Source organism: Xenorhabdus eapokensis (genome assembly GCF_001908105.1).
In genome coordinates this window covers 1-22313 of sequence record NZ_MKGQ01000032.1, presented here as the reverse complement: position 1 = coordinate 22313, position 22313 = coordinate 1, and the positions used below count along the sequence as shown (strand labels likewise).

25 protein-coding genes, 1 tRNA gene and 1 pseudogene are annotated in these 22313 nt (G+C 43.1%); 11 read left to right on the top strand and 16 right to left on the bottom strand.

What is annotated here, in order from left to right:
- Positions 1-77: 77 nt before the first annotated feature.
- From Xedl_RS16110 to Xedl_RS16070, 9 genes are all read right to left on the bottom strand, one after another.
- Complete coding sequence (locus Xedl_RS16110; RefSeq protein WP_074024803.1) at positions 78-341, bottom strand: helix-turn-helix domain-containing protein; 264 nt, start codon at positions 339-341, stop codon at positions 78-80.
- Between the two features lie 276 nt (positions 342-617).
- A complete protein-coding gene (locus tag Xedl_RS16105) occupies positions 618-2279 on the bottom strand; it encodes a terminase large subunit (RefSeq protein WP_074024802.1) in 1662 nt (553 codons plus the stop codon).
- Positions 2276-2629, bottom strand: a complete 354-nt coding sequence (locus Xedl_RS16100) for a phage terminase small subunit P27 family (RefSeq protein ID WP_074024801.1) — start codon at positions 2627-2629, stop codon at positions 2276-2278. The genes Xedl_RS16105 and Xedl_RS16100 overlap by 4 nt, the downstream gene beginning before the upstream one ends.
- Positions 2630-2746: 117 nt before the next feature.
- Entirely contained in the window at positions 2747-3172 is a 426-nt protein-coding gene (locus tag Xedl_RS16095; protein WP_074024800.1) for an HNH endonuclease signature motif containing protein, read from the bottom strand.
- A complete protein-coding gene (locus tag Xedl_RS16090) occupies positions 3172-3474 on the bottom strand; it encodes a head-tail connector protein (protein ID WP_074024799.1) in 303 nt (100 codons plus the stop codon). The genes Xedl_RS16095 and Xedl_RS16090 overlap by 1 nt, the downstream gene beginning before the upstream one ends.
- Positions 3471-3806 (bottom strand): phage head closure protein, encoded by a 336-nt coding sequence (locus tag Xedl_RS16085; protein ID WP_074024798.1) that lies wholly within the window; start codon positions 3804-3806, stop codon positions 3471-3473. Before Xedl_RS16085 ends, Xedl_RS16090 begins: the two co-directional genes overlap by 4 nt.
- Positions 3803-5020, bottom strand: a complete 1218-nt coding sequence (locus Xedl_RS16080; RefSeq protein WP_074024797.1) for a phage portal protein — start codon at positions 5018-5020, stop codon at positions 3803-3805. Before Xedl_RS16080 ends, Xedl_RS16085 begins: the two co-directional genes overlap by 4 nt.
- Positions 5021-5022: 2 nt before the next feature.
- Positions 5023-5571, bottom strand: coding sequence for an HK97 family phage prohead protease (locus tag Xedl_RS16075; protein WP_074024796.1), 549 nt, complete (start codon positions 5569-5571; stop codon positions 5023-5025).
- Positions 5572-5589: 18 nt separating this feature from the next.
- Entirely contained in the window at positions 5590-6735 is a 1146-nt protein-coding gene (locus Xedl_RS16070; RefSeq protein ID WP_074024795.1) for a phage major capsid protein, read from the bottom strand.
- Positions 6736-7116: 381 nt separating this feature from the next.
- On the opposite strand from Xedl_RS16070, the gene Xedl_RS16065 reads away from it, so the two are divergent.
- Positions 7117-7422 carry a hypothetical protein gene (locus Xedl_RS16065; protein WP_074024794.1) on the top strand — a complete coding sequence of 102 codons (306 nt, stop codon included), beginning with the start codon at positions 7117-7119 and terminating at the stop codon, positions 7420-7422.
- 534 nt (positions 7423-7956) lie between these two features.
- Here Xedl_RS16065 and Xedl_RS16060 read toward each other — a convergent pair.
- Genes Xedl_RS16060 through Xedl_RS27920 form a run of 3 tightly spaced genes read right to left on the bottom strand, consistent with a single transcriptional unit; the run spans position 7957 to position 10965 of the window.
- Positions 7957-10371: a primase-like DNA-binding domain-containing protein gene (locus tag Xedl_RS16060; RefSeq protein ID WP_074024793.1), complete on the bottom strand. Its 2415-nt coding sequence runs from the start codon at positions 10369-10371 to the stop codon at positions 7957-7959.
- A 2-nt stretch (positions 10372-10373) separates the two neighbouring features.
- Positions 10374-10781 carry a hypothetical protein gene (locus Xedl_RS31665; protein ID WP_208605075.1) on the bottom strand — a complete coding sequence of 136 codons (408 nt, stop codon included), beginning with the start codon at positions 10779-10781 and terminating at the stop codon, positions 10374-10376.
- On the bottom strand, positions 10771-10965 hold the full coding sequence (locus tag Xedl_RS27920; RefSeq protein ID WP_158024396.1) for a hypothetical protein: 195 nt from the start codon (positions 10963-10965) through the stop codon (positions 10771-10773). Before Xedl_RS27920 ends, Xedl_RS31665 begins: the two co-directional genes overlap by 11 nt.
- Positions 10966-11155: 190 nt before the next feature.
- On the opposite strand from Xedl_RS27920, the gene Xedl_RS27915 reads away from it, so the two are divergent.
- The gene (locus Xedl_RS27915) at positions 11156-11338 is read left to right on the top strand and encodes a YlcI/YnfO family protein (protein ID WP_158024394.1); all 183 of its coding nucleotides are present in this window, start codon (positions 11156-11158) and stop codon (positions 11336-11338) included.
- A 266-nt stretch (positions 11339-11604) separates the two neighbouring features.
- Here Xedl_RS27915 and Xedl_RS16045 read toward each other — a convergent pair whose 3' ends face one another.
- From Xedl_RS16045 to Xedl_RS16035, 3 genes are all read right to left on the bottom strand, one after another.
- Entirely contained in the window at positions 11605-11817 is a 213-nt protein-coding gene (locus Xedl_RS16045; protein ID WP_074024791.1) for a helix-turn-helix transcriptional regulator, read from the bottom strand.
- Between the two features lie 220 nt (positions 11818-12037).
- On the bottom strand, positions 12038-13252 hold the full coding sequence (locus Xedl_RS16040; protein ID WP_074024790.1) for a tyrosine-type recombinase/integrase: 1215 nt from the start codon (positions 13250-13252) through the stop codon (positions 12038-12040).
- A 165-nt stretch (positions 13253-13417) separates the two neighbouring features.
- Positions 13418-13494, bottom strand: a tRNA-Arg gene (locus Xedl_RS16035).
- Between the two features lie 190 nt (positions 13495-13684).
- Here Xedl_RS16035 and folD point away from each other — a divergent pair.
- The 3 genes from folD (at position 13685) to sra (ending at position 15421) form a co-directional block, all read left to right on the top strand.
- Complete coding sequence (folD, locus tag Xedl_RS16030) at positions 13685-14560, top strand: bifunctional methylenetetrahydrofolate dehydrogenase/methenyltetrahydrofolate cyclohydrolase FolD (protein ID WP_074024789.1); 876 nt, start codon at positions 13685-13687, stop codon at positions 14558-14560.
- The gene (gene ybcJ / locus Xedl_RS16025) at positions 14560-14772 is read left to right on the top strand and encodes a ribosome-associated protein YbcJ (RefSeq protein ID WP_074024788.1); all 213 of its coding nucleotides are present in this window, start codon (positions 14560-14562) and stop codon (positions 14770-14772) included. Before folD ends, ybcJ begins: the two co-directional genes overlap by 1 nt.
- 415 nt (positions 14773-15187) lie before the next feature.
- Positions 15188-15421 (top strand): stationary-phase-induced ribosome-associated protein, encoded by a 234-nt coding sequence (gene sra / locus Xedl_RS16020; RefSeq protein WP_074024787.1) that lies wholly within the window; start codon positions 15188-15190, stop codon positions 15419-15421.
- A gap of 165 nt (positions 15422-15586) precedes the next feature.
- Here sra and cysS read toward each other — a convergent pair whose 3' ends face one another.
- Positions 15587-16969, bottom strand: coding sequence for a cysteine--tRNA ligase (gene cysS, locus Xedl_RS16015; protein WP_074024786.1), 1383 nt, complete (start codon positions 16967-16969; stop codon positions 15587-15589).
- Between the two features lie 272 nt (positions 16970-17241).
- Here cysS and ppiB point away from each other — a divergent pair, with 272 nt between their 5' ends.
- The 6 genes and pseudogenes from ppiB to Xedl_RS15985 all read left to right on the top strand — a co-directional run.
- A complete protein-coding gene (gene ppiB, locus Xedl_RS16010) occupies positions 17242-17736 on the top strand; it encodes a peptidylprolyl isomerase B (protein ID WP_074024785.1) in 495 nt (164 codons plus the stop codon).
- Positions 17737-17753: 17 nt separating this feature from the next.
- On the top strand, positions 17754-18476 hold the full coding sequence (locus tag Xedl_RS16005) for a UDP-2,3-diacylglucosamine diphosphatase (protein ID WP_074024784.1): 723 nt from the start codon (positions 17754-17756) through the stop codon (positions 18474-18476).
- A gap of 180 nt (positions 18477-18656) precedes the next feature.
- A complete protein-coding gene (gene purE / locus Xedl_RS16000; protein WP_074024809.1) occupies positions 18657-19181 on the top strand; it encodes a 5-(carboxyamino)imidazole ribonucleotide mutase in 525 nt (174 codons plus the stop codon).
- Positions 19178-20251 (top strand): 5-(carboxyamino)imidazole ribonucleotide synthase, encoded by a 1074-nt coding sequence (gene purK / locus Xedl_RS15995; protein WP_074024783.1) that lies wholly within the window; start codon positions 19178-19180, stop codon positions 20249-20251. The genes purE and purK overlap by 4 nt, the downstream gene beginning before the upstream one ends.
- A 718-nt stretch (positions 20252-20969) precedes the next feature.
- Entirely contained in the window at positions 20970-21458 is a 489-nt protein-coding gene (locus tag Xedl_RS15990; RefSeq protein ID WP_074024782.1) for a hypothetical protein, read from the top strand.
- 573 nt (positions 21459-22031) lie between these two features.
- Positions 22032-22313, top strand: a pseudogene (locus tag Xedl_RS15985) (IS982 family transposase); the annotation flags it as partial.

Here is a 22313-nt window from a genome sequence, read left to right as displayed (position 1 = left end):
ATAAAAAATAGCCATGAGTATCAAATTAATAATCAAAAATATTATTTTTTCTCATGGCTTGTTTCACTAGCATCAAACTATTCAGTAGAAACTTTGCGAATCCTGCGCTCAATAAGTTGACCATGCTGATCAAAATAGCGACTAGGCCAAATTTCAGAGGGATGTATTTCAAGATAGTTAGCAATAATCCATTCGCCTTTAGGCCACGGACGGCTAAGAGTATTTGCCAGTGTAGATGAACTGAGTCCTGCTTCACGAGAAACAGCCGCTAAGGTTGTACCACGTTTACGTAATGCAGCGATTATATCAGCTTGATGCCAGTCTTTTTTTATATCAATCATTCCAGCTATCCCTTTCATTAAGTAATAAAATTGATGGTGGCGATTCAGACAGGGTTTGCAATACCGGGTCAAGATTCCGGCGAGGCCGAAGCCTCCCCTACCTGAACCACCATTGAAAGGGTGATAGCAGGCGCACTGGTAGAAACATCCTACCAGTGTTCTTGACTCAGGGTTGCAAATCCCTGACCACTAGATTTTGCTAATGGCAAGGCTACTTTAACTAATTGGTTTATCTGGTTCAATAAGCGAATCAGTAAAAGTGTTTACCTTTTTGCGTTATATCCCATTAAATGTGTTAAGACGTAGCTGTTGTACCTCACTTAAGGTAAACACAAACTCTTCATGCTCTACTTGCCATGTGCCAAAGCTCATCAGAAATGCAATTGCAGGATCGATTTTATTCGCGGATTTCTTCTTGTTCGGTTTGATATTGGCGTTTGCGTCCGTTTCCATCACGACATTAGACATCGCCCACGCGAGAGCCGGATCACCGTTGTGACGGATGATTTTGCGGTTAACAAACACCTCAGCCGATTTTGCCACTGGGCTAAAACGCATATAGGTTTGCGGGAAGGGTTCAACATCCAGCCCCGCGCCTTGTAATTGGGTGCGTAAGTGTGTGGCATTCCATGAGTCAAAGCCCACCAGCTTGATATCAAAACATTGGCTGTCTTTGAGAATGTCATCACGGATACGGTCATAATCAATGCAATCGCCTTGTGTGGTACGTATCCAGCCCATTTGTACCCACTGGCGATAAACAGCCCGATTCTTGTTGGCGGGATTCTGTAGCTGGGTTTCGGGCAGGTAATGGCGGGTCAGTAATAACAGTTCGTTATCCACGGGGAAGATGTAGCAGACGCTGGTGATATCGCCTGTGGAAGAGAGATCCAGTCCGGCGTAGCACTCCAAGCCTTTGAGGTCGTTTTCATCATAATCTGTCTGGCAGGCTTTCCATGCGCCTTCGCCCATCCACGGCGTTTCCCCCTGACACCAGATATTAAAGCGTTTGGTGAGCATTTCTGTCCATTGTGACGGAATACCTCGTGCTTTCTGGATGGTGTCATGCAAAGCGGTACTATCCACGGAAATATTCAGATTGGGATTGGCCTTGATCCAAAGGGCTTCATCATCAATCTCGTTCTCGTGGTCCAGCTCGTAAATCAGGGCAAATAACGATTCGTTTTGTTCTTCGCCATCCAATATCTGACAACAATAATCATAGTGCTGTTTACAGGTTGAGATTACATTACTGCCCGCAGTGGTAATGGCAAACAGAATACCTTCGGGACGTGCGCCCATTCCTAGCTCAAGGGCAGAATAGACAGCGTTATCAGGGTGCAAATGGTACTCATCGACAATTGCCAGACTGGGGTTAGTCCCCTCAATCGTGGCGGCTTTGGCGGCCAGTGGTTTTAACAGGCTGTTGCTCTTCGGATAGGTTATTTTGTGTTGCTGGACAGTGACCCGTTTTTTAAGCGGTTTTGATAACAGACACATTTGCCGGGCATCATCAAACACAATACGTGCCTGATCCCGACTCACGGCGGCGGTGTAGATATCCTGCTGCCCGTTCTCCATCACCAGAAACCAGTTAGCCAGTATTGCGGCAACGGTAGACTTAGAATTTTTGCGCGGTACCTGAATGTAAGCACTGCGATATTTCCGGCGTCCGGTTGCTTTGACTTTGAAGCCGAACAGATTAGCAAAGGCGAACTGCTGCCACGGCTCAAGCATGATGGGTTTACCGCGCAAGTGGCCTTTGACGTGCGGACAGTAGCGGGAAAATGCAATAAACCGCGTCACAACCTCCGAATCAAACACATAAAGTGGGTTATTCAGGTCGTTAAGATAGCGTTTCACCGCCTGTTTTACCCGTTTACAGGCCGGAATTGTGTCGTTTTCGATATCAAAAGCGTACTGTTCCCATACGTTCATAGTCGGTCTAGTTCGTCCTCTTCTTCCGTTTCCACCGGATTTTTGCGCCGTGATACGGGATCAAAACCCAGTAATGAAGACATTTTTATCATGATTTTTTCAGCGTCGGCTTTGGCACTCAATGAGGGATTACGGCTTTCACTGCCCTGACTATTCACAATGCTAAAGCCCCTGATATCAAGGTCTGCCACGGCTTTTCGGTAAATGGCATAGTTGACGCAATACAGCTCTAAGTTGTTCCAGTCGGCGGCGTTTAGGTCTTCCCGCTCGTTTAAGATTTTGCTTTTGGCCTTCCATTGACTGGCGGCAATATCATTTAAATAAGTAGGCGGTTTGGGCGCTCTTGCCATAATGTTCTCTGTTCCTTGTGATTTATTTTCAAAAAAATTGCCGTGCGTAAAAATTGAAGGAGGGGGCGGTTCCGCTCAGAGGGATGTTTGTCATTTTTGATACCCCTCCCCGTTATTTCATTTAGTTATTATTCCGAATTTCAACAATCGTGCCGCTTCTTCCTCCTGCTCCTGATAGCTTCCCTGTTTGCGCTTGGCTTTGGAGATGGGGTCTGTCTGGACGGTCTTACGGTTATGGCAAGTCTGGCATAACGCTTGATGGTTGGAGGCAAGCCAAAACAACACATCACTATCACCATTGATTGGGATAATGTGATCCACAATGGTGGCGGGTGTGTAACTGTTTTGTTCGAGGCAATGGACACATAAGGGATAGGCTTTCAGGTATTGCAGTCGATAACGTCCCCACCGGTTACTGTAGCCACGTTCGGTACGTGTACCACGCTGCCTGTTCTGTTCCCGCCGATGTTCCTCACAGCGACCGGACTGTACCCGTTGTTTACAACTCGGATAACTACAACGCCTTAATGGTTGCCACGGCATCAGTAGATCCCCACATCCCGATAGACAGACCACAGTGATTTGATGGTAAAAGGCACTTCTTTTAGCTCAACATCGGTTGCCATTTCCCGATTCTCATACAACAAGCCAATATAAAGCAGACAACCGACTTTAATCGCTGGGGTAAAAACCAGATTATCACCAAACCGCTTACCGATATGTTGCTGACAGACTTCAAGCGCGGCGGCGGCATAGCCCATGAGTAAGGCATCATCAAGGGTATTGCTCTCATCCAATCGGCAATATTGTTTGATTTCGTTCAAGGGAATTTCAATCTGGCTCATCGGAATATCCCTCCCTTGCAAAGTAACTCTAGGCGGGTGTATTTCGCATCGGGGATGACCGCCATAATGCTAAAAGCTGTGCCCGTCGTGTTCGCTCCGTGAAAGGTAATGCTGTTCGCTGTAGTCACATCAGCACGGTAACGCAGCCAGATACGCACGGTGGCTTCTGAGAACACGGCGCCGGAGGCCACCAGCTCCCGCCCGCTAATCGCTTTCACTTCTGCCCAGACCGTGGCTAAATCCACCCAGTTATTGAGTACTTCACCAAATTTACCCCGACTGGCTTCATTTTTTCGGATCGTTATCCGATGCCGTAATCTGCCTGCTCTCATTTTTTGGCCTCCGATTGTTGTTTGATTTCCACTGTTTGTTTCCATGCCTGACTGAATTCATCGCCACCGGCACGGGGCGATAACCCTTCCCGTTCGCGGGCTTCATTCGGGCACATCACGCCGGATTTAATGGCAGTTTCATAACTCTGAAAACGTTCTTTCGGATTAGCGCGAAGCAGGTCGGCTGTATCAAATTCCACTTGATAACGAATGCCCCGTTTTGGTGAATTCATCAGTAAGGCAGATTTGATTTGCTGCTCAAAGTTGGCGAGCCACGGGCGCATGGTAATGGTCAGAAAGGCGCGAGAGGCTTCGCTAAAGTTGCTGTAGGTGCTGTTCGAATACTCTTGCAGAAAGATCGGGCTGACGTTGAACATACGGGCGATATCATCAATCGTGAAGCGACGGGAGGCCAGCCATTCGGCATCTTGGTTACTCATGCCTAATTGCTGGTACTCCATCCCGCCTTCAAGAATGGGCGTTTTCCCCGCATTACGAGCGCCTTTATAACGTTCGAGGGCTTCCAATGCTTTATTACCCTTGATGCCATCCAGCCAGTCAGCGGCTTTAATCACGCCCGCTGCCATCATGCCCTCTTTCATGATGCTTGCTCCGTGCCGCTGTTGCGCCAATCCTAAACCCAATGTTTCTCGGCAAATAGTGACGGGTGAGCGACCAAGAAAGCCATCTTCGGTGGCATAGCGCAAATGCAAAACTTCTTCCTGTAGATAGGTTTTGACCTTGCCGCTATAGGGTTCGGTGATGGTGTAAGCAAAGCGGTGATCCGATAATCGTTGCGGCACAACCGCTGACGGTGGGTAAGGGTGCAACGATTGTGGCTGTCCGTCTTTGCCCCAGACAATTACGGCATAAGCATTACCATTCAGTAGACAATGACGCATCAGCGTGCGCTTAAACTGAAACGGTGTTTGGCAATCGTTAGGACATTCATTAAGCAAATAATCAACCGGATGATCACTCAACCATGCGCGGGACTCTTTGCCTTGATGATGTTGAACCCGATAGAGATAACAGGGCATAGTGGCGACCGCTTCACTAATCACCGTGACGGCATTCATCACGGCAGGTAAACCTTCGGCGGTCGAGGGTGAAACATGCTCGCCCGATTTGGTATTAACCATGCCTGCCAGAGAAAGAAACTCATCAATACTGATACTACGAGTCTCAGCGGCTTTACGCTTAAAAGGCCACATAATCACACCTCGGACAGTTGCAACCAGTAATGGCGCAAATCCACATTGCAGGGCTTGTCTGCGTTTAATGAGCGGTTGGCAATTTCAACGCCACTTTCAGGATAGGCAGGCAAACTGGTGATGGTGATTTCTCGTAATTCAGCTTCTAAAACAGTTCTGATATACGGCTCTTGACTTGTATCCCATTGATCTTTTATTGCTCTGAATCCAAAACTCATTCCGGCAATATCACCCCGCTCAACCAGTGTCAGCACATCGCGTCCTAGCTGCGTATCAGGCGGGGTGAGTTCGAAACGTAATCCGGTAGTATCTTCGCTAAGTTGCAATGTACCGGACGTAGTGCGGCCTAACAGGTTCATATGATCATGTTCATAAAGTGCCCTGACATCAGCACTTGCCGCTAGACTGGCGCTAAAAGCGTTAGGGGCGAATTGTTCTACAAATTCATCCCACAAAACTTGTGATCGGCTGTTCCACTTAATCACATAGCCTGTCAGTTTCTTATCACTGGCAGATAGCGAGGCAGTACGGATTTCAAAATCATTCTTCATCGATAAACTCCCAGATTATCAAGAGGCTTTGATTTCCAGCACCTTGATTGCGTTAGAGTCCACCAGCCCGCCGCCTAAATACTTATCGGTGTGAATCTTATAAAATCCCGGCTCGGTGATATTGTCGGGACGAGTACGAATACCCGTTTGATGGTCAACGATGAAGTAACCGCGTTTGAAGTCCCCCAGACTAATGATGTCATCCGGCATAAATTCGAGATAATGGACAGGTAGGCCCAGCAACATATCAGGATCACCCGCTTGCAGACGTTCGCGCCAGATGTAATCGCCATTGCCGTTTTTCAGTTTCTGCACTTTGGCGGCAGTTGTGGAGTTCATCACCCACACTGCATTTTTACGATATTTATTCCTGAGCAGGAATTTCAGGTCAATCAGGCTATCGGCTTCAAGGCTAGTTGCTTCCAGCTTTTGTAGTGTACCGAACGCACGTACCTTGTCAGTTTGGGTATCACGGGGATAAGACAGGAAGCCTTTCGCTTTTTTGCTACCGTCACCGCTCACCAGATCGGTTTCTTCGGTATCCACGAACGTATCTGCAATTTCTGAGGTTAACCAGCCCAAAATATCAACATCGCTAAAATCGATAATTTCTTGCGTGGTTTTAGGGTAGGCATAGACAGGAAACAGCTTGATGCTGACATCTTCCATCTTTGGTGTCGCAGTCTCACTACGCGCCTTGCCTTCTTCCCCGTGGATTACGGCTGCGCCACCGACCGAAACAAGTTGTTTATATTCGTTGCTGCGTGTGGTTTTAATCGTACAGATTCGACGCATGACCGACTCATCAGCCAGTTGCTGCATGATCTGCTTATTCAGCTCAGGGATAACGGTATAACCGCCGTCTGCGGGGACGCTTGTAGACAGGGAACGGGCTTCACCAGTCAGAATATAGTGGCGCAGCTCGTCATTGCTGAGTGTTTTACTGGTTGGCTGATTCTTTGCCTGATTACGTTCTTCATCAGATAAAGACTCATAACGGGCAATTTCCGTATTCAGGTTATCGGATTGGCTGCGCAGCTCGTCGAATTGTTTGGCTTCATCGGGATTAAGTGAGCGTTTTTCCGTTTCGGCTTTGGTCAGCAGCGAACGCATTTGTTGGGTTAAATCGGCTTTTTGTTTGCGTAATTCGAGTAGTTTTTTCATTGTGTTTCTGTCTATAGAGTTTCATCAGGTTGAACATGCGAATAAAAAACCGTAGTAGATCTATTTGTATAAGTAGTAGATCTATTTGTATAAAATGATGATAAATTTTAAGCACAATAAAAATAATAAGAAAGAAATCTAATTGTGCTGTTCAAACATACAAATCATGGAATTAAAATATTATTATTTTAAGTTAGTTATAAATTTCGTATTGCTTCCACTTATTATAAAATAATACGGGAATGTTTTTATGTTTAATTAATGTTAGAATAATTCTTGATATGAACTATAACCAAAGTTATAATTTTTGTATATTATGGTAAATAATATAAATATATTTTGTAATGTTATTAATCTGAAACTTTGAACAAGGTGATATGAATGGGTATGATAATTTATCCCAAAGACGGGAAATTCCGTGAGAATGATGTTAAAGCTCTTATCGGTTCTGAACTAGATGATCAACACTGGCAGTTAAGAGTTTCTATGTCAGGTGGTGCTTACCTTTCTTCTGAGTGGAAGGCAGTAGGTCTTGAATCAGTACTATTTCGTTTTGAAACATTCTGTATGGGAAATGATTATGTTGGTCCCAATGCAGCTAATGATCTACATTTTGTACAAAGAATCACAAATGCCTTGAACGAGAATTGGTCTAAAAAAAATAGAGGATATATTGATACATTTTAAATAACTCATTTTAATATAAGCTGACAGTGTCAGCTTATTCCATATTATAAAATCAACTCTTCTACTTTGAATTAAAAGGAAATAGGTAAAATATATATCTTATCTAAAAATTTAAAAAATGGCTTCTGATATTAGATTGAATATTTTTATGAAAAAATTTAGTTACAGTATTTAGCGAAAGAAGTTCGTCTTCTATAACTACAAATGGTATGATAGAACAAGTTACAACCGTAGCATTGAAACAAACTATTTTATCTTCTTATCGGTTTACTAACCAATACCCCCTATAAATCTTTTTCGCCCTCTCAGTTATGCACCCTCTGCACATTCTTCTCAAAGCCTTGCTACATCTGGGCTTGCAGTAATTAATATGATATTCACTGACTGTATCCCCTGTTCACCCTTTTTTTATCCTAATGAAGAGAATGTATATTTGATGTATAGCTAAGAAATAACTATACATCTATTATTTTCCTTTAAATACAGATAGATAATTAAAATGATGTATGGAATGCAGACTTAATCCAAAAAAGTTTATAGTGGGGATTTAAAGCCCCGGCATTCAGGCAATGACGGCAACCACTCTTCGGCTTCTTCCGACAACTCAACATTATAAGAATAACCTTTCTTGGTTCGCACTTTCCGATACTCCTTTTTGTACTCCAGCATAATTTTAGGCAACGATTCGCCGAACTTGGTCAGTGTTAACGGGCGTTCAAAGCCGTGCGCTTCCATAAAAGAAAGATAAGCATGATACAGATACAACCCCGGCACTCGTGGGCTAATGTTCTTAGTGCCCATCTTCATCCCAGTTGCATCATTGACGGTTACCAGATAACCACAAAAGCGATACAACGGATCGGAATTGCTTTTCACCGTTAACGCTTCGTTGGAATCGCGTTGCGTCTGTAGCAGTTTTTTAGCTTTGTTCTGGTCGGCAAATTCGTTTAATAAATGGCGGATAATCACAGGCAATTCCCGGCTGATTTTCTCCGGCAAGTGTGGATCTTTCTCTGATTCTTTGACCGGAATATTAAACGGGAATATCACCCGCCGCCGTGCAATACCGCCATTACGTTCTGTAAAGCTCATCGGTTCGTTATTGGTGGCTAATACCACGGCCTTAATGACCGTAGAAAATTGCTTCTCATATTTCCCATCAACTTCGATTAAATCACCGCCAGTAATCGCCTTAATGCCCGCGCCTTCACCGACATATTTAACCTGATCGGGCAGCGTAATCAGGCTTTTCCCGACAAACTGATAACGGCCTCTCGCCTCATCCAGTGCTCTCATATTACCACTGGCGGTATTGTGCTCACCTGCCAATAAAGCCGCAATATAAGTAAACACACTTTTACCGCTGCCGCCATCACCTGTGACTTCAATAAATAACTGCCAGTCATAACGGTTTGCCAGGATCATAAACAGGGCGGCTTTAATGCGATTCATCTTGTTTTCATTGCTTCCCGCCGCATGGGATAACCAGCGATAGAAGTCAGAAGCATGGTCTAGCAAGTTTTCGCCGACAGCAGGCGGGGTGAACTCAATGCTGTTATGGTTCATTAGCCAGTGTTCCGGCTGGTGTGGGGTAAACTGTTGAGTCGATAAATCATACACCCCATTACTGAACCCGATTAAATCCTGCCGTTGTTCCCCAATAACCGGCACTTGTAATTTCATGGCATAGATAGCGTTATTGATCCCGTTCGGGCTGTAAGGGGTTTCGTGCTGGTCAAAGATTGCCACCATTGCGCGGCGCAGCTCATTATCCGACACGGTTTCCCATGTTGTACCGTTATAGTGGTAAACCATTTCGCTATCAGGATTAACCGCTACTTTACCGTAACGTTCAACCAATAGTGCCCCGCGCTGACTGGCTGCCATTTGTGCCAGATTGTTATTGGCTTTTTTGGGCTTCGTTTCGTGGATAATCACCGCTTCTGCTTCCATGAGTTTTTTCTCCCCCACCTGATATAACCCGTTCTTAAATGCCTGCTTTGCTACCTCAATGCCGTGATGCTGGCGATAATCATCCCAATCAGATTTTAATTCCGTAGGCGGTAACGTTATCCAGCCGTTAATCGCTATAGCGGCTTTTTCTGCCGCTATCTTGCCGACATTCTTTTTTAACCTGCCGTTTTTGTCCCGCTCTTCCGGTTTGTGCCAATCGTTATCAGCAGCAAGGATAATTTTTGCGTTAGGCCATTGGGTTCTGACCAGCTCGGCAATAGTGGATAAATTACTTTCATCAATCGCCGACAGTACCACACCATCATGTAACTGACTGACAGTTAACGCCGTGGCATAACCCTCAGTGATAATGAGGGTATCTGGCGTTCCTGTAATCTCGGATACGGGGATAAAACTTCCCTTTTTTTGAGTACCAGCGACAAGGCGTTTTTCACCGTTCGGCTTGATGGTTTGTCCGCCTGTGATCGTGCCGTCCAGTGTCTGAGTGAGCAGCAATAAAGAACCATCTTTCAATAACCGCTGATTGGGACATTGCAGCCCCTTTTTAGTCAGATACGGAGATTCACCCGTGACAGAAGTTGCAACCAGAGCAGTGATACGTTCAGCAATCGATTTCACTGTTCGGGGCTTTTCTTTGATTGGCTGAGATTCGGGTAAGGGAAGTGCCAGCGCATCAGCTACCAACTTAGCGGCGGCAAAGACCGTGATCCCTTTGGTTCTTGCCACTAAATCCAGACCATCACCGTGATTCGGCTCATCACACTGGCGACAATGCCAGTCACCATGATGGTTATCATCGATAAAGTGGAAACGATCAGTGCCGCCACAGATTGGGCAAGCACCGTGTTTGCCTTTTGCCGGAACATCAACACCACAGGCTGGCAACAAGTTTTGCCAGTGATTGATGGCTGATGTTTTAACTGTTCGAATAACATCTAACGGGCGGCTTTTCTGATTATTATTTCCCTGACTCATGATCACTCGTCCTCGCCATTAACCGCTGCATAGAGCGAATAGTAAACTTCCTGATTAATATCACAGGCTAGCGACAGCAAATCGTGTAACTCTTCCGAACAGTGTTGGCTTGCCTGTTCAAGAATGACCTCATATAAAGAGGTACATAATCCCGCACGAAATGAAGCCTGACCTAACGGATCGGATTTCCTGTATACAATGCAACTTAATAATTTATTCATCGGTGGCTGCGGAGCATGTTTCAACAAGGCGCGGTGAACCTCCTGATGAATGCCGTGCGCCAATGCAATCAGATTATTTAAATTAGTTTCGCATTCATTTTTGGCTTTTTTGCTAATGAACGTGAAAAGTGAAATACCAAGACTTGCGCGATATAGCGCTTGTTTTAATGAGATTGTTTTATGACTCATGGTGTGCCTCCTGACGTGATACAAAGATCAGAGAGGACATGCCAGCCAATAGACGAGCTTCATTTTCACTGCTTGCCCGAACGATAATCAAGCGTAACGGGTAGATATCCACCAGCCGCTGAGTGCCAGATGCAATTAGGAATGTAAATTTTAGGCGAGTTTGGTTAGACTGTGTGTCAGCCATAGCGTAAATCTCCTTTACGTTGTGGTTAGACGCCTCGATAGTGGTTCCAAGCACTTCGGGGCGTTGTCTTTTCTGCCTTGAATCACTCAAGGTGCGATTCACTTTACTTGTAATTGAATCGCACTTCAATTCTTTTTTTATAATTCCTTTTGTGTATACTGAATCGCACCTATATATAAGGAGTTCAGCAATGGCAACAGGTTCTAAGAATTCTAAGTCACAACAATTAAACGCAAGATTTCCACATGAAGTTGTAGAAGAAATGGAAAAATATATTTCAGAAGGCGAAAACAAAGCACAGTTTATCGTTACCTCTGTCAAAGCTGAGATCAAACGCCGCCAGCGCAAAGCTAAAGCTTCATCTGAGCAATAGCTAATTAATCGATAATAAATCCAGTAGTTAGCTATTTCTTTAAAAGAGAATAAATTAAGGATAACATTCGCAGTGTTATCCTTTTCTTTTTCAATCCAATCAACAGCAATATAATTAATAAAAATATCGCATACCTGATTTTTTATATATAAAATACTATCACGGTTATTAGCCATGTTTTTATTTATCATCTTTTTATTTGCTATTTTTTTATTCATGATGAGAGAATATGTTTTCTCTGCTTATCAGCCAGTAATATTTCTTTATTACATTTCACCACGAGATTCGGCAATGCGTTTAGCTATCCAGCTATCGACTTCTGATTCAATAAAAGCAATTGAGCGAGAACCAATTTTAACTTGTTTGGGAAATTTATTTTCTCCAATAAGTTTATAAAGCCACGCTTTGCTGTAACCAGTTCTGCGTTGAACTTCTGGCAAGCGAATAAGATTTTCTTTAGGTATAGTAATTTTTGACATATTTTCCCCGTTAGCTTGTCTATATTTGATGCTTCTGGACGTTGTTAGAACAGGGATAATTAAACAGAATTTATAATGTGAGATCATCACACTGGGATAGTGCTTTGTTTCATACAAAGAATCCAATGTTTTGTAGACCACAAAATAACTATTTATGATTACAAAAACCATAAATAGTTATATATTAAACAACAAAAATAATTATTTTATATTGGTTCGGTTAGGCACGCTTTTTAAATTTTCCATGTATCACATTCTCTCCTAATTCGAGCGCTTCCATATAATCCGCATACCATTGCAGCATTTCCCGACGACCATCCAGATATTGGGCATGATTATAAGTTCCTCGTATGCTGTTTTTATCAACATGAGCAAGCTGTGTTTCAATCCAAGCAGTGTTATAGCCCTGTTCATGTAAGATAGTGCTCATGGTGTGGCGGAATCCATGACCTGTGGCTTTTCCACCATAACCAATACGTTTAAGAACCTGATTAATGGCGGCCTCACTCATTGGCTTACCTGCATCATTCCTGCCATGAAAAGCAAAGTTAAATCTGCCTGTGATCGCCTCCAACTCTCTCAGCAAAGCCAGAGCCTGCTCAGAAAGAGGGACAATATGAGGCCGACGCATTTTCATGCGTTCTTGTGGAATTTCCCAAATTGCTTTATCGAAATCAATTTCTGCCCAAGTAGAGGCTCGCAGTTCTATTGTTCTTAATCCGGTAAGTAAAAGTAATTTGGTCGCGATTTGAGTAATCTTACTTCCACTATAGAGGGAAAGTGCCTGTAGGAACGCAGGTAATTCATCAACATTCAAATGCGGGAAATGTTTGGCTTTCGGTGTTGCTAATGCTCCAGCCAGTTCAGCAGCAGGATTATATTCTGCTCTTCCTGTGACAATTGCGTATCTGAAAACTTGGTTACATGCCTGCCTGATTTTTTTCAACTTATCAAGAACGCCGCGCTGTTCCATTTTGCGCAAAACGGTGAGCATGTCTAAAGGTTTGATATCGGTGATAGCTTGCTTGCCAATATAAGGGAAAATATCTTTTGTGAAGCCTTCTAAAAGGTCTTCTGCATAACCCTTTGACCAGTTGGGAGCCTTGTAAGCGTGCCACTCAAGGGCGATTTTGTCGAAGCTGTTATTTACGATGAGAGCCTTTTCTCTTTTTTCCTGCTTTTTAACTTGCCCCGGATCATCGCCATTTGCCAATATCTTTTTGGCGTCTTCCCTTTTGTTTCTGGCCTCTGCCAACGTTACGGTGGGATAAGTACCAAATGCCAATCGCTTCTCTTTACCTGCAAAGCGATATTTTAACCGCCAACATTTGGAACCATTCGGAAAAATTTCTAAGTACATGCCCCCACCATCGGAGAGTTTGTACGATTTATCTTTGGGCTTTGCGGTGTCTATCTGTCTGGCTGTCAACTTCATTTGGGGGCATCCATTTTGATTGAACCTAACAATGCCCCCTATTATGCCCCCAGAGATCTGTGGATTTCAACATACCTTGGTAGACACTAGCAGACTGGGATTTCTTGATTTTCTTTGTTTTATAAGGATTTTGTAGACTTTAGAAGACGTTACGATATGAATGGATGGTACGCCCTACAGGATTCGAACCTGTGACCTACGGCTTAGAAGGCCGTTGCTCTATCCAGCTGAGCTAAGGGCGCATTATGGTATATAGAATAAGAAACATTATTAATGCCTTAACGCAGCACCGGATTATACGGGCATAATTGAATGAGTCAATGCCCTTTTCGCTCATATGTTCATTTTATGATTATTAATAAAACTGACAGGCGGTTCATGTTCTGACAAAATAGTCCCCATTCCTATACTTGATAGTGGAATCTTAAATACATGTCAGCAAAAATTATTGATGGGAAAACGATTGCGCAGACAATCAGAAACGAAGTTGCAGAAAAAGTCAGGCAGCGTGTTGCTGCCGGAAAACGAGCGCCAGGTCTTGCCGTCGTTTTAGTAGGAGAAAACCCTGCTTCTCAAATTTATGTCGCCAGCAAACGCCGTGCCTGTGAAGAAGTCGGGTTTATGTCCCGTTCTTATGACCTACCTGATACTACCAGCGAAGCTGAATTACTTTCCCTAATAGATGCTCTGAACGCCGATACGCAAATCGATGGTATTTTAGTTCAACTCCCTTTACCTGCCGGCATTGATAATGTCAAAGTATTGGAACGCATTCATCCCGATAAGGATGTGGATGGTTTTCACCCTTATAATATTGGCCGTCTATGCCAGCGCGCCCCGAAACTGCGCCCTTGTACTCCCCGTGGCATTGTAACTTTACTTGAACGCTGCAATATCAATACTTATGGGTTAAATGCCGTTATTATCGGTGCTTCTAATATCGTTGGGCGCCCGATGAGCCTTGAATTGCTGCTGGCAGGGTGTACAACCACAGTAACGCATCGCTTTACCAAAAATTTACGTCAGCATGTCGAACAAGCGGATTTACTGGTCGTTGCTGTTGGTAAGCCAAACTTTATTCCTGGTGAGTGGATTAAGCCGGGTGCAATTGTGATTGATGTTGGCATTAATCGGCTGGAAAATGGCAAAGTCATCGGTGATGTGGATTTCGATAAGGCGTCAGAACGCGCCAGTTGGATCTCCCCTGTGCCTGGTGGTGTCGGACCTATGACCGTTGCGACATTGATTCAAAATACCTTGCAAGCTTGCGAGGAATATCATGATGTAGATACAACTGAAGGTTATTGATGGAAATTTTTTATTTAGATGGCCACCCTTATGTCGAGTTATGTGATTTGTTGAAATTTCAAGGATGGTGTGAGAGTGGTGCTGCGGCGAAAGCCGTGATTGCAGAAGGTTTGGTACAAGTTGATAGCCAACTCGAAACTCGTAAACGCTGCAAAATTACCGCCGGTAAAGTTGTTGCCTTTAATGGCGGATCTGTTCGCGTTGAAGAGTAAATCAGTAGGCAAACATTACCTCTAATACTTTTCAGAAAAACAGTACCTTGTGTATTAAGGTACTGTTTTTTTTATTCATAAATATAATTTTGTTATTTTTTATCACTGATTTATATAAACCAAAGTCAGGTGATATATAAATATTAAGCAATATTATATCAATAATAAGATCAATATTATTGGCAGATATCCTGACCATCTTGATTTACAATTTATTCTAATATAAAAACCCTCAAGAGCCCCACAGTACGAGTAGATAAAAATAAGTACCACAATATCATTTTTCTGGTTACAGAGTTATCTGGTCTTATTGGCAAGATATGTGACATTGACGATATATTAACAAACAATCATATCAATTTTCTAATAAGTCGCTATACTGGGAAGCTTATGTACAACTGAAACGGAGTTAATTATGTTAAGTAATAGAGCTGCAAGAAGGTTGTTAGGTTTGCCTTATAAATTAAGTAATTCTAAACGTAGAGTAAAAATTTCTCTTCTTAATCCGGCTTCCAGTGATAGCACACATCAAATACCAGAGCATCTGAGTAATTCTTCCTTCGTTGCCATGAAGAGGGATGTAGTTTCTGGAAAAGTCACGTATCACGCTGGAAATGCTTTCTATCCTAAGCACTTAAGTCGTCATTAATAAATCTGCCGGTTTTTATTCCGCTCATTTATACGCAAGTACTACAATCCAGTACTACAACCCAGTACTACAACTAAAAAATCCCGCTATGAAAGCGCAAAGACATTAAAAAAATGAACCGCCCGTCGAAGGGGCGGTTCTGGTGTTCAATAAATCAAAAATCGATTATTTACGACGCCATGTTGTTCCTTGTGGACCATCTTCCAGCTCAATTCCCATGTCATTTAACTGATCACGCGCCGCATCAGCCAATGCCCACTCTTTGTTTTTACGAGCGTCGTTACGCTGTTTGATTAATGCTTCGATTCGGGCAATATCGTCGTCCGCCTGTGCCCCGCCTTGCAAAAAGTGTTCTGGTTCTTGTTCCAAAAGACCAAGAATACCGGCCAATTTGCGTAATCTTGCCGCCAGACCATTAGCTGTGGTCATGTCTTCTGTTTTCAGTCGATTAAGCTCACGCGCCATATCAAATAAGGCTGAATACGCTTCCGGTGTGTTGAAATCATCGTTCATTGCTTCAACGAAACGGGCTTCAAATGCGTCGCCACCAGCAGGTTGGGCTGATTTATCTGTACCACGCAGGGAAGTATACAGACGTTCAAGAGAGGTGCGCGCCTGTTTCAGGTTCTCTTCCGTATAATTCAATTGGCTACGATAGTGACCGGATAATAAGAAATAACGCACGGTCTCAGCATCGTAATATGCCAGCACATCACGGATAGTAAAGAAGTTATTCAATGACTTGGACATCTTCTCTTTATCTACCATAACCATGCCGGAATGCATCCAATAATTGACGTAAGGACCATCATGGGCACAAGTGGATTGTGTAATCTCATTTTCGTGGTGCGGAAACATCAAATCAGAACCACCACCGTGGATATCAAAGTGGTGACCCAGCGTTTTACCGTTCATAGCAGAACATTCAATATGCCAACCCGGACGGCCTGCTCCCCACGGAGATTCCCAACTCGGCTCACCCGGTTTGGACATTTTCCATAATACAAAATCCATCGGATTACGTTTTACATCTGCCACTTCAACACGAGCACCAGCCTGCAATTGTTCCAAATCCTGGCGGGAAAGCAGGCCATAATTAGGATTGGTGTCAATGGAGAACATGACGTCACCATTAGCGGCAACATAAGCGTGCTCGCGCTTAATCAGCTCTTCTGTGATTGCAATGATCTCTGGGATATGTTGCGTTGCACGAGGTTCTAAATCAGGGCGCAGAATATTCAATGCATCAAAATCACTGTGCATTTCGGCCAACATGCGCGCGGTCAAATCGTCACAACTTTCATTATTTTCGATGGCGCGTTTAATAATTTTGTCATCCACGTCAGTAACGTTACGGACATATGTCAGGTCATATCCCAGATAACGCAGATAACGGGCAATCACATCAAATGCCACAAATGTTCTGCCATGACCAATATGACACAAGTCATAAATGGTAATGCCACACACGTACATGCCCACCTTTCCTTCGTGAATCGGCTTAAATTCTTCTTTTTGACGGCTGAGAGTGTTGAAAATTTTTAGCATCAGTGGGTTTCCGTAAAAATTAATGTACGTGTAATAAAATCAAATGAATTGGCTGATTATAGGCTTCTTTATCAGCAAGATAAATAAACAAGAATATAGAGAAGCCAGACACGATATTTCACCTTGATATGCAATGCATTGCAAGTGCCGTAAGCTCCCTGTTCTGATACAGTTCCAGAGTACTGACTCAAAATCTGAGATATGATATAACAGCGGTTGTTCCGAATCCCCTAATTACAGGGTCAATCAAAACTATTACTAGGATTTTTATTATGGTGACTTTCCACACCAATTTTGGCGATATCGTAATCAAAACATTCGCTGATAAAGCACCTGTAACTGTTGAAAACTTCCTGAGTTACTGCTCGGAAGGTTTTTATGACAACACAATTTTTCACCGTGTTATCAATGACTTCATGATTCAAGGCGGTGGCTTTGAACCCGGTATGAAGCAGAAAACGACTAAAGCTCCTGTCAAAAACGAAGCCAACAATGGCCTGAAAAACAGCCGTGGCACTATCGCTATGGCACGCACCAATGATCCACATTCTGCCACTGCTCAGTTTTTCATTAACGTTGTCGATAATGATTTCCTGAACTTCCGTTCAGAGCGTCCAGATGGATGGGGTTATTGCGTATTTGCCGAAGTCGTTGAAGGCATGGACGTCGTTGATAAAATCAAAGGCGTTTCCACTGGCCGCAGCGGGATGCACCAAGATGTGCCACATGAAGATGTGATCATTGAACGTGTTACTGTTGGCGAATAATTACTGTTAGACGCTATATGACTACACTGTTTATTGCAGACTTGCATCTCAGTGAACAAGAGCCGGCAATTACTGCCGGTTTTCTGCGTTTTTTACGTGAGGATGCAATCCACGCTGAAAGTCTTTATATCCTCGGTGATTTTTTTGATTACTGGATTGGTGATGATGACCCCAACCCATTGCATATTAAAATCGCCAAAGCACTTAATGAATTGAAACAACAAGGTATTCCCTGTTATTTCATTCACGGCAATCGTGATTTTCTGCTCGGCTCCCATTTTGCCAGAGAGAGCGGCTTGATTCTGCTGCCACAGGAAAAAGTGCTGGAACTACACGATAAACGTATTCTGATTTTGCATGGCGACACGCTATGCACCGATGATATCAACTATCAGCAGTATCGTAAGCGAGTACATACTCCGTGGATACAACGGCTATTCCTGCTTCTCCCTTTATTTATCCGCTTGAAAATTGCAGCCAAAATGCGAGCGGGTAGCCAATATGCTAACAGCCAAAAATCGGCGTCTATCATGGATGTTAATCAAGAGGCTGTTATCGAGCATTTTAAAAGATATCAGGCAGATTGGATAATTCACGGGCATACTCACCGCCCCGCAATACACGATATTCAGTCTGGCGATAAAACCATGCATCGCGGTGTATTAGGGGCATGGCATGACCAAGGTTCAATGTTCAAAGTGACAGAAACGGGGATTGAACTGATATCTTTTCCCTTATAAATCCCTTTCGCCTATTTTGTAAAAAATCGACAAATCAAACGACGCAAACGTTTTCCTTGTGCAATTAGCGTGATATGATCCGCCGTCTGAAATTTCATCTTTGTTCTGGTAGACACCCAATACAGGAGCATCTGATTTATGACGTCCAGCTCTGATCCCACAACAGCTATTACTCCGACAATGACTTTTCCAACAGAAATAGAACCCCAAAACCACGCCAAAATTGCCATTGTCATGGGTTCTAAAAGCGACTGGGCAACAATGCAACATGCAGCCGATATCCTGACCGAACTCGCTATTCCTTTTCATATTGAAATTGTTTCGGCACACCGAACACCAGATAAACTTTTTCGTTTTGCAGAACAGGCGAAAGAAAACGGTTTTGATGTCATTATCGCTGGTGCAGGTGGAGCAGCACATTTACCGGGAATGCTGGCAGCCAAGACCTTAGTGCCTGTATTTGGCGTTCCGGTACAAAGCGCTGCACTTAACGGTGTCGATAGCCTGTATTCTATTGTCCAAATGCCAAAGGGTATCCCCGTTGGTACATTGGCTATCGGCAAGGCAGGAGCAGCAAATGCCGCATTACTGGCTGCCCAGGTTCTGGCATTGCATGATAGTGCGCTGTTTCAACGTTTATCAGATTGGCGTAGCGCACAAACCCAGGCTGTTTTGGATAACCCAGATCCACGGGAGGATGCATGAAGCCTGTTTGTGTATTGGGAAATGGTCAGTTAGGCAGAATGCTACGTCAAGCTGGTGAACCATTGGCAATTACTGTTTATCCTGTTGGATTGGATGCCGAACCGGAAGCGGTGCCTTATCAAAGCAGTATTATCACCGCAGAAATTGAGCGTTGGCCCGAAACCGCACTAACCCGCGAATTGGCTCATCATAAGGCTTTTATCAATCGCGATATTTTCCCGCAACTGGCGGATCGCTTACCACAAAAGCAGCTTATGGATATGTTGGGTTTAGCGACCGCACCGTGGAAACTGCTTTCCACGCCCGCGCAGTGGCCACAGTTATTTGCGGAATTAGGCGATTTTATCATTGTTAAGCGACGGACTGGAGGCTATGACGGGCGTGGCCAATGGCGTATCCGGCCGGGTGATGAAACGACTCTTCCACCTGAAATTTACGGTGAATGTATTGTAGAACAGGGTATTCCGTTTTCGGGGGAAGTCTCGCTGGTTGGCGCCCGTAATGCCAAAGGTGAATCAGTATTCTATACACTGACTCACAATTTGCATCAGGAAGGTATTTTACGTACCAGTGTTGCTTTACCTGATAATAATGCCGATAAGCCATTTCAACAGCAAGCAGAGCAGATGCTATCCACCATCATGAATCACCTGAACTATGTTGGTGTTATGGCGATGGAGTGCTTTATTGTTGGCGATCATTTGCTGATCAATGAACTGGCTCCGCGGGTTCACAATAGCGGTCACTGGACGCAAAACGGCGCTTCTATCAGCCAGTTTGAACTTCACCTGCGGACAATCTTGAATCTCCCTATGCCACAACCAGAAATCTTTGCACCATCCGTCATGATCAACCTGATCGGCACGGGGATAAATCCCGCATGGCTGAGTTTGCCGCTGGTTCATTTACATTGGTATGAAAAAGAAGTTCGTCCGGGACGTAAGGTGGGGCACTTAAATGTGACTCATACGGATAAGGGGAGATTAAACACGACGTTGCAAACGTTAGCTTCACTATTACCAGCAGAATATCAAAGCAGCCTTAAGTGGGCACAAGAGAAATTAAGCTGATCGGTTATTTTAGATAATCAACTCTGGGAAGTGGTAATGATTAAAATAAGCTACCACTTCCCAGTCCAGTCTGGTCAGCAGTAAAGCTGCGACTAAACGTAAGGAGCAGACTTTTGAGAAAAATACGCTAAAATTAACCGAAAAAGAGCTAAAAGCGTTTGAAAAATCGTGCAAAAAAGCCTTTTCCTGCCAGGAGGATATCTTACAAACGCTGCTAGCCAGAATTATAAAGCTCAACAAAAAATTGAACGTAGCTTCCGGTTCCTGAAAAATCCGTGGTTCCTGACCTCATCCATATACCTGAAAAAAAACAGAACGAATAGAAGCCTATGAATCTTTTTATTCCTAAATTAGATGAGTAATGTCATCTTAATTTAAATATAGCAGTATTATTTTTATATTGAGTTATTTCATAATATATTGTTTATAATATACTTCCAATATTCTTCTCCTTTAAATAAAGTAATATCCTTAATAAAAGAACAAATAAACATTATGAAATAAATAAAACATCATACTTCCTAATAAAAAACCAAACTCAAACTTTACTTTCATTTAGCCCTGCTATACTTAACAGTATCGGAGATGAATATCCCCGTAGTTTTTCAAGTTGCATAGAAATGGGCTGCGATTAATTTTTAAATTCATAAGATATATAACCATTTTTAAACTTTCAACCTTGCTGCCCATGTTATTATTAATATGGAGAAAAAATGAAATGAAATCACTTAAAAAACACACAGCATATAGTTTATGTTTGATCAGTATGTTTTTTGCAAACAACGCTTTTTCTTCTGCGTATTATAATATGCATTTCATAAACAATAGTAACACTGCCGAAGTGACTATCACACGTACAAACTACGACTGCATGTATGATACCGGACCATCTCCCATTAAATTAAAACCTCAAAAAGAGATATCCTTTGATATAAAAGATAGTAATAATGTATTTGGCGGGTGCTATGATAAAACAAAAGATATTGTCTGGTCTGTTGATTATTCTCAAGGTTCTAATACAATCCACTGTAGTGTAATATTTAATCATGATAACAATGATATAGATAACGTCTGGCGAACCTATTTTTTGCCAACATATCCAGAATGTCAGATTCCAATTAAGTTTACCTGTGACGGTAGTGAACAGGCTTGTCAGGATGGGCTAGCCGCTAAGCACAAGCAACAGCTAACCATGACAATTAACTGAGGAAAGTTTAGCCAATCGGAATTGTGTTGGAATATTGCAAAACACCTGATGCAAATGTGACAACCCACGATAATACCCTGCGGTGGTGTACTACTGTTGTATCCCTGCCACCGCAGTTGTTAAGTAGCGGTCAAGAAATACGGATACATTTTTAACCTCTTACCCTGCCTGAAGTAATAAGTATGAAAAATATCATTAATTCATTTTCGTTTTCCACGGAGAAAATTTTTCGATAAAATCATCCTGTTAAGAGGATGTTACTATCCATCGTCAATGACATCCAAGCAAGTGACTTTGTCAATTTTCAATCAATTGATGCCAGCTTTTACTTCCAATTTGAGAATAAGGTTGCTTCCTCCAAAAAAACTCTCCCCGATTGCAGAAACGTTTGGTGATTACAAAATTGGTGATATGTATGTTTACAGCATTTGGCAAAAGATACATCTGGCTTTCGCATGAATCAATTTAGCTATAGTGACGCGATGCTCGACTTTCGAGGAGAGTTGAAATGACATAGCCCGTCCTTTATAACTTTAAGTGACCAAACCAAAAGAAATAAAGGAACAAAAGGCTATGTCACAGCAAGATTTTATCATTTGGGTATTTTGTTGGGTAGATGAAAATTTAGCAGAATTACAGCAAGGTACACGATTCAGAAGCCGAGGCTTTCCGCCTAAACTCAGCGATGCCGAAGCCATCACGATGGAAGTCGTGGGTGAATTTTTAGGATTTTCAACAGATAAAGGCATTTGGACATACTTTAATAGCCACTGGCGCGAGTGGTTTCCGAGGCTGGGTTCACGCGCCAATTTTGCTAAACAGATTTCGAATCTTTGGTTTGTTAAACAACCACTG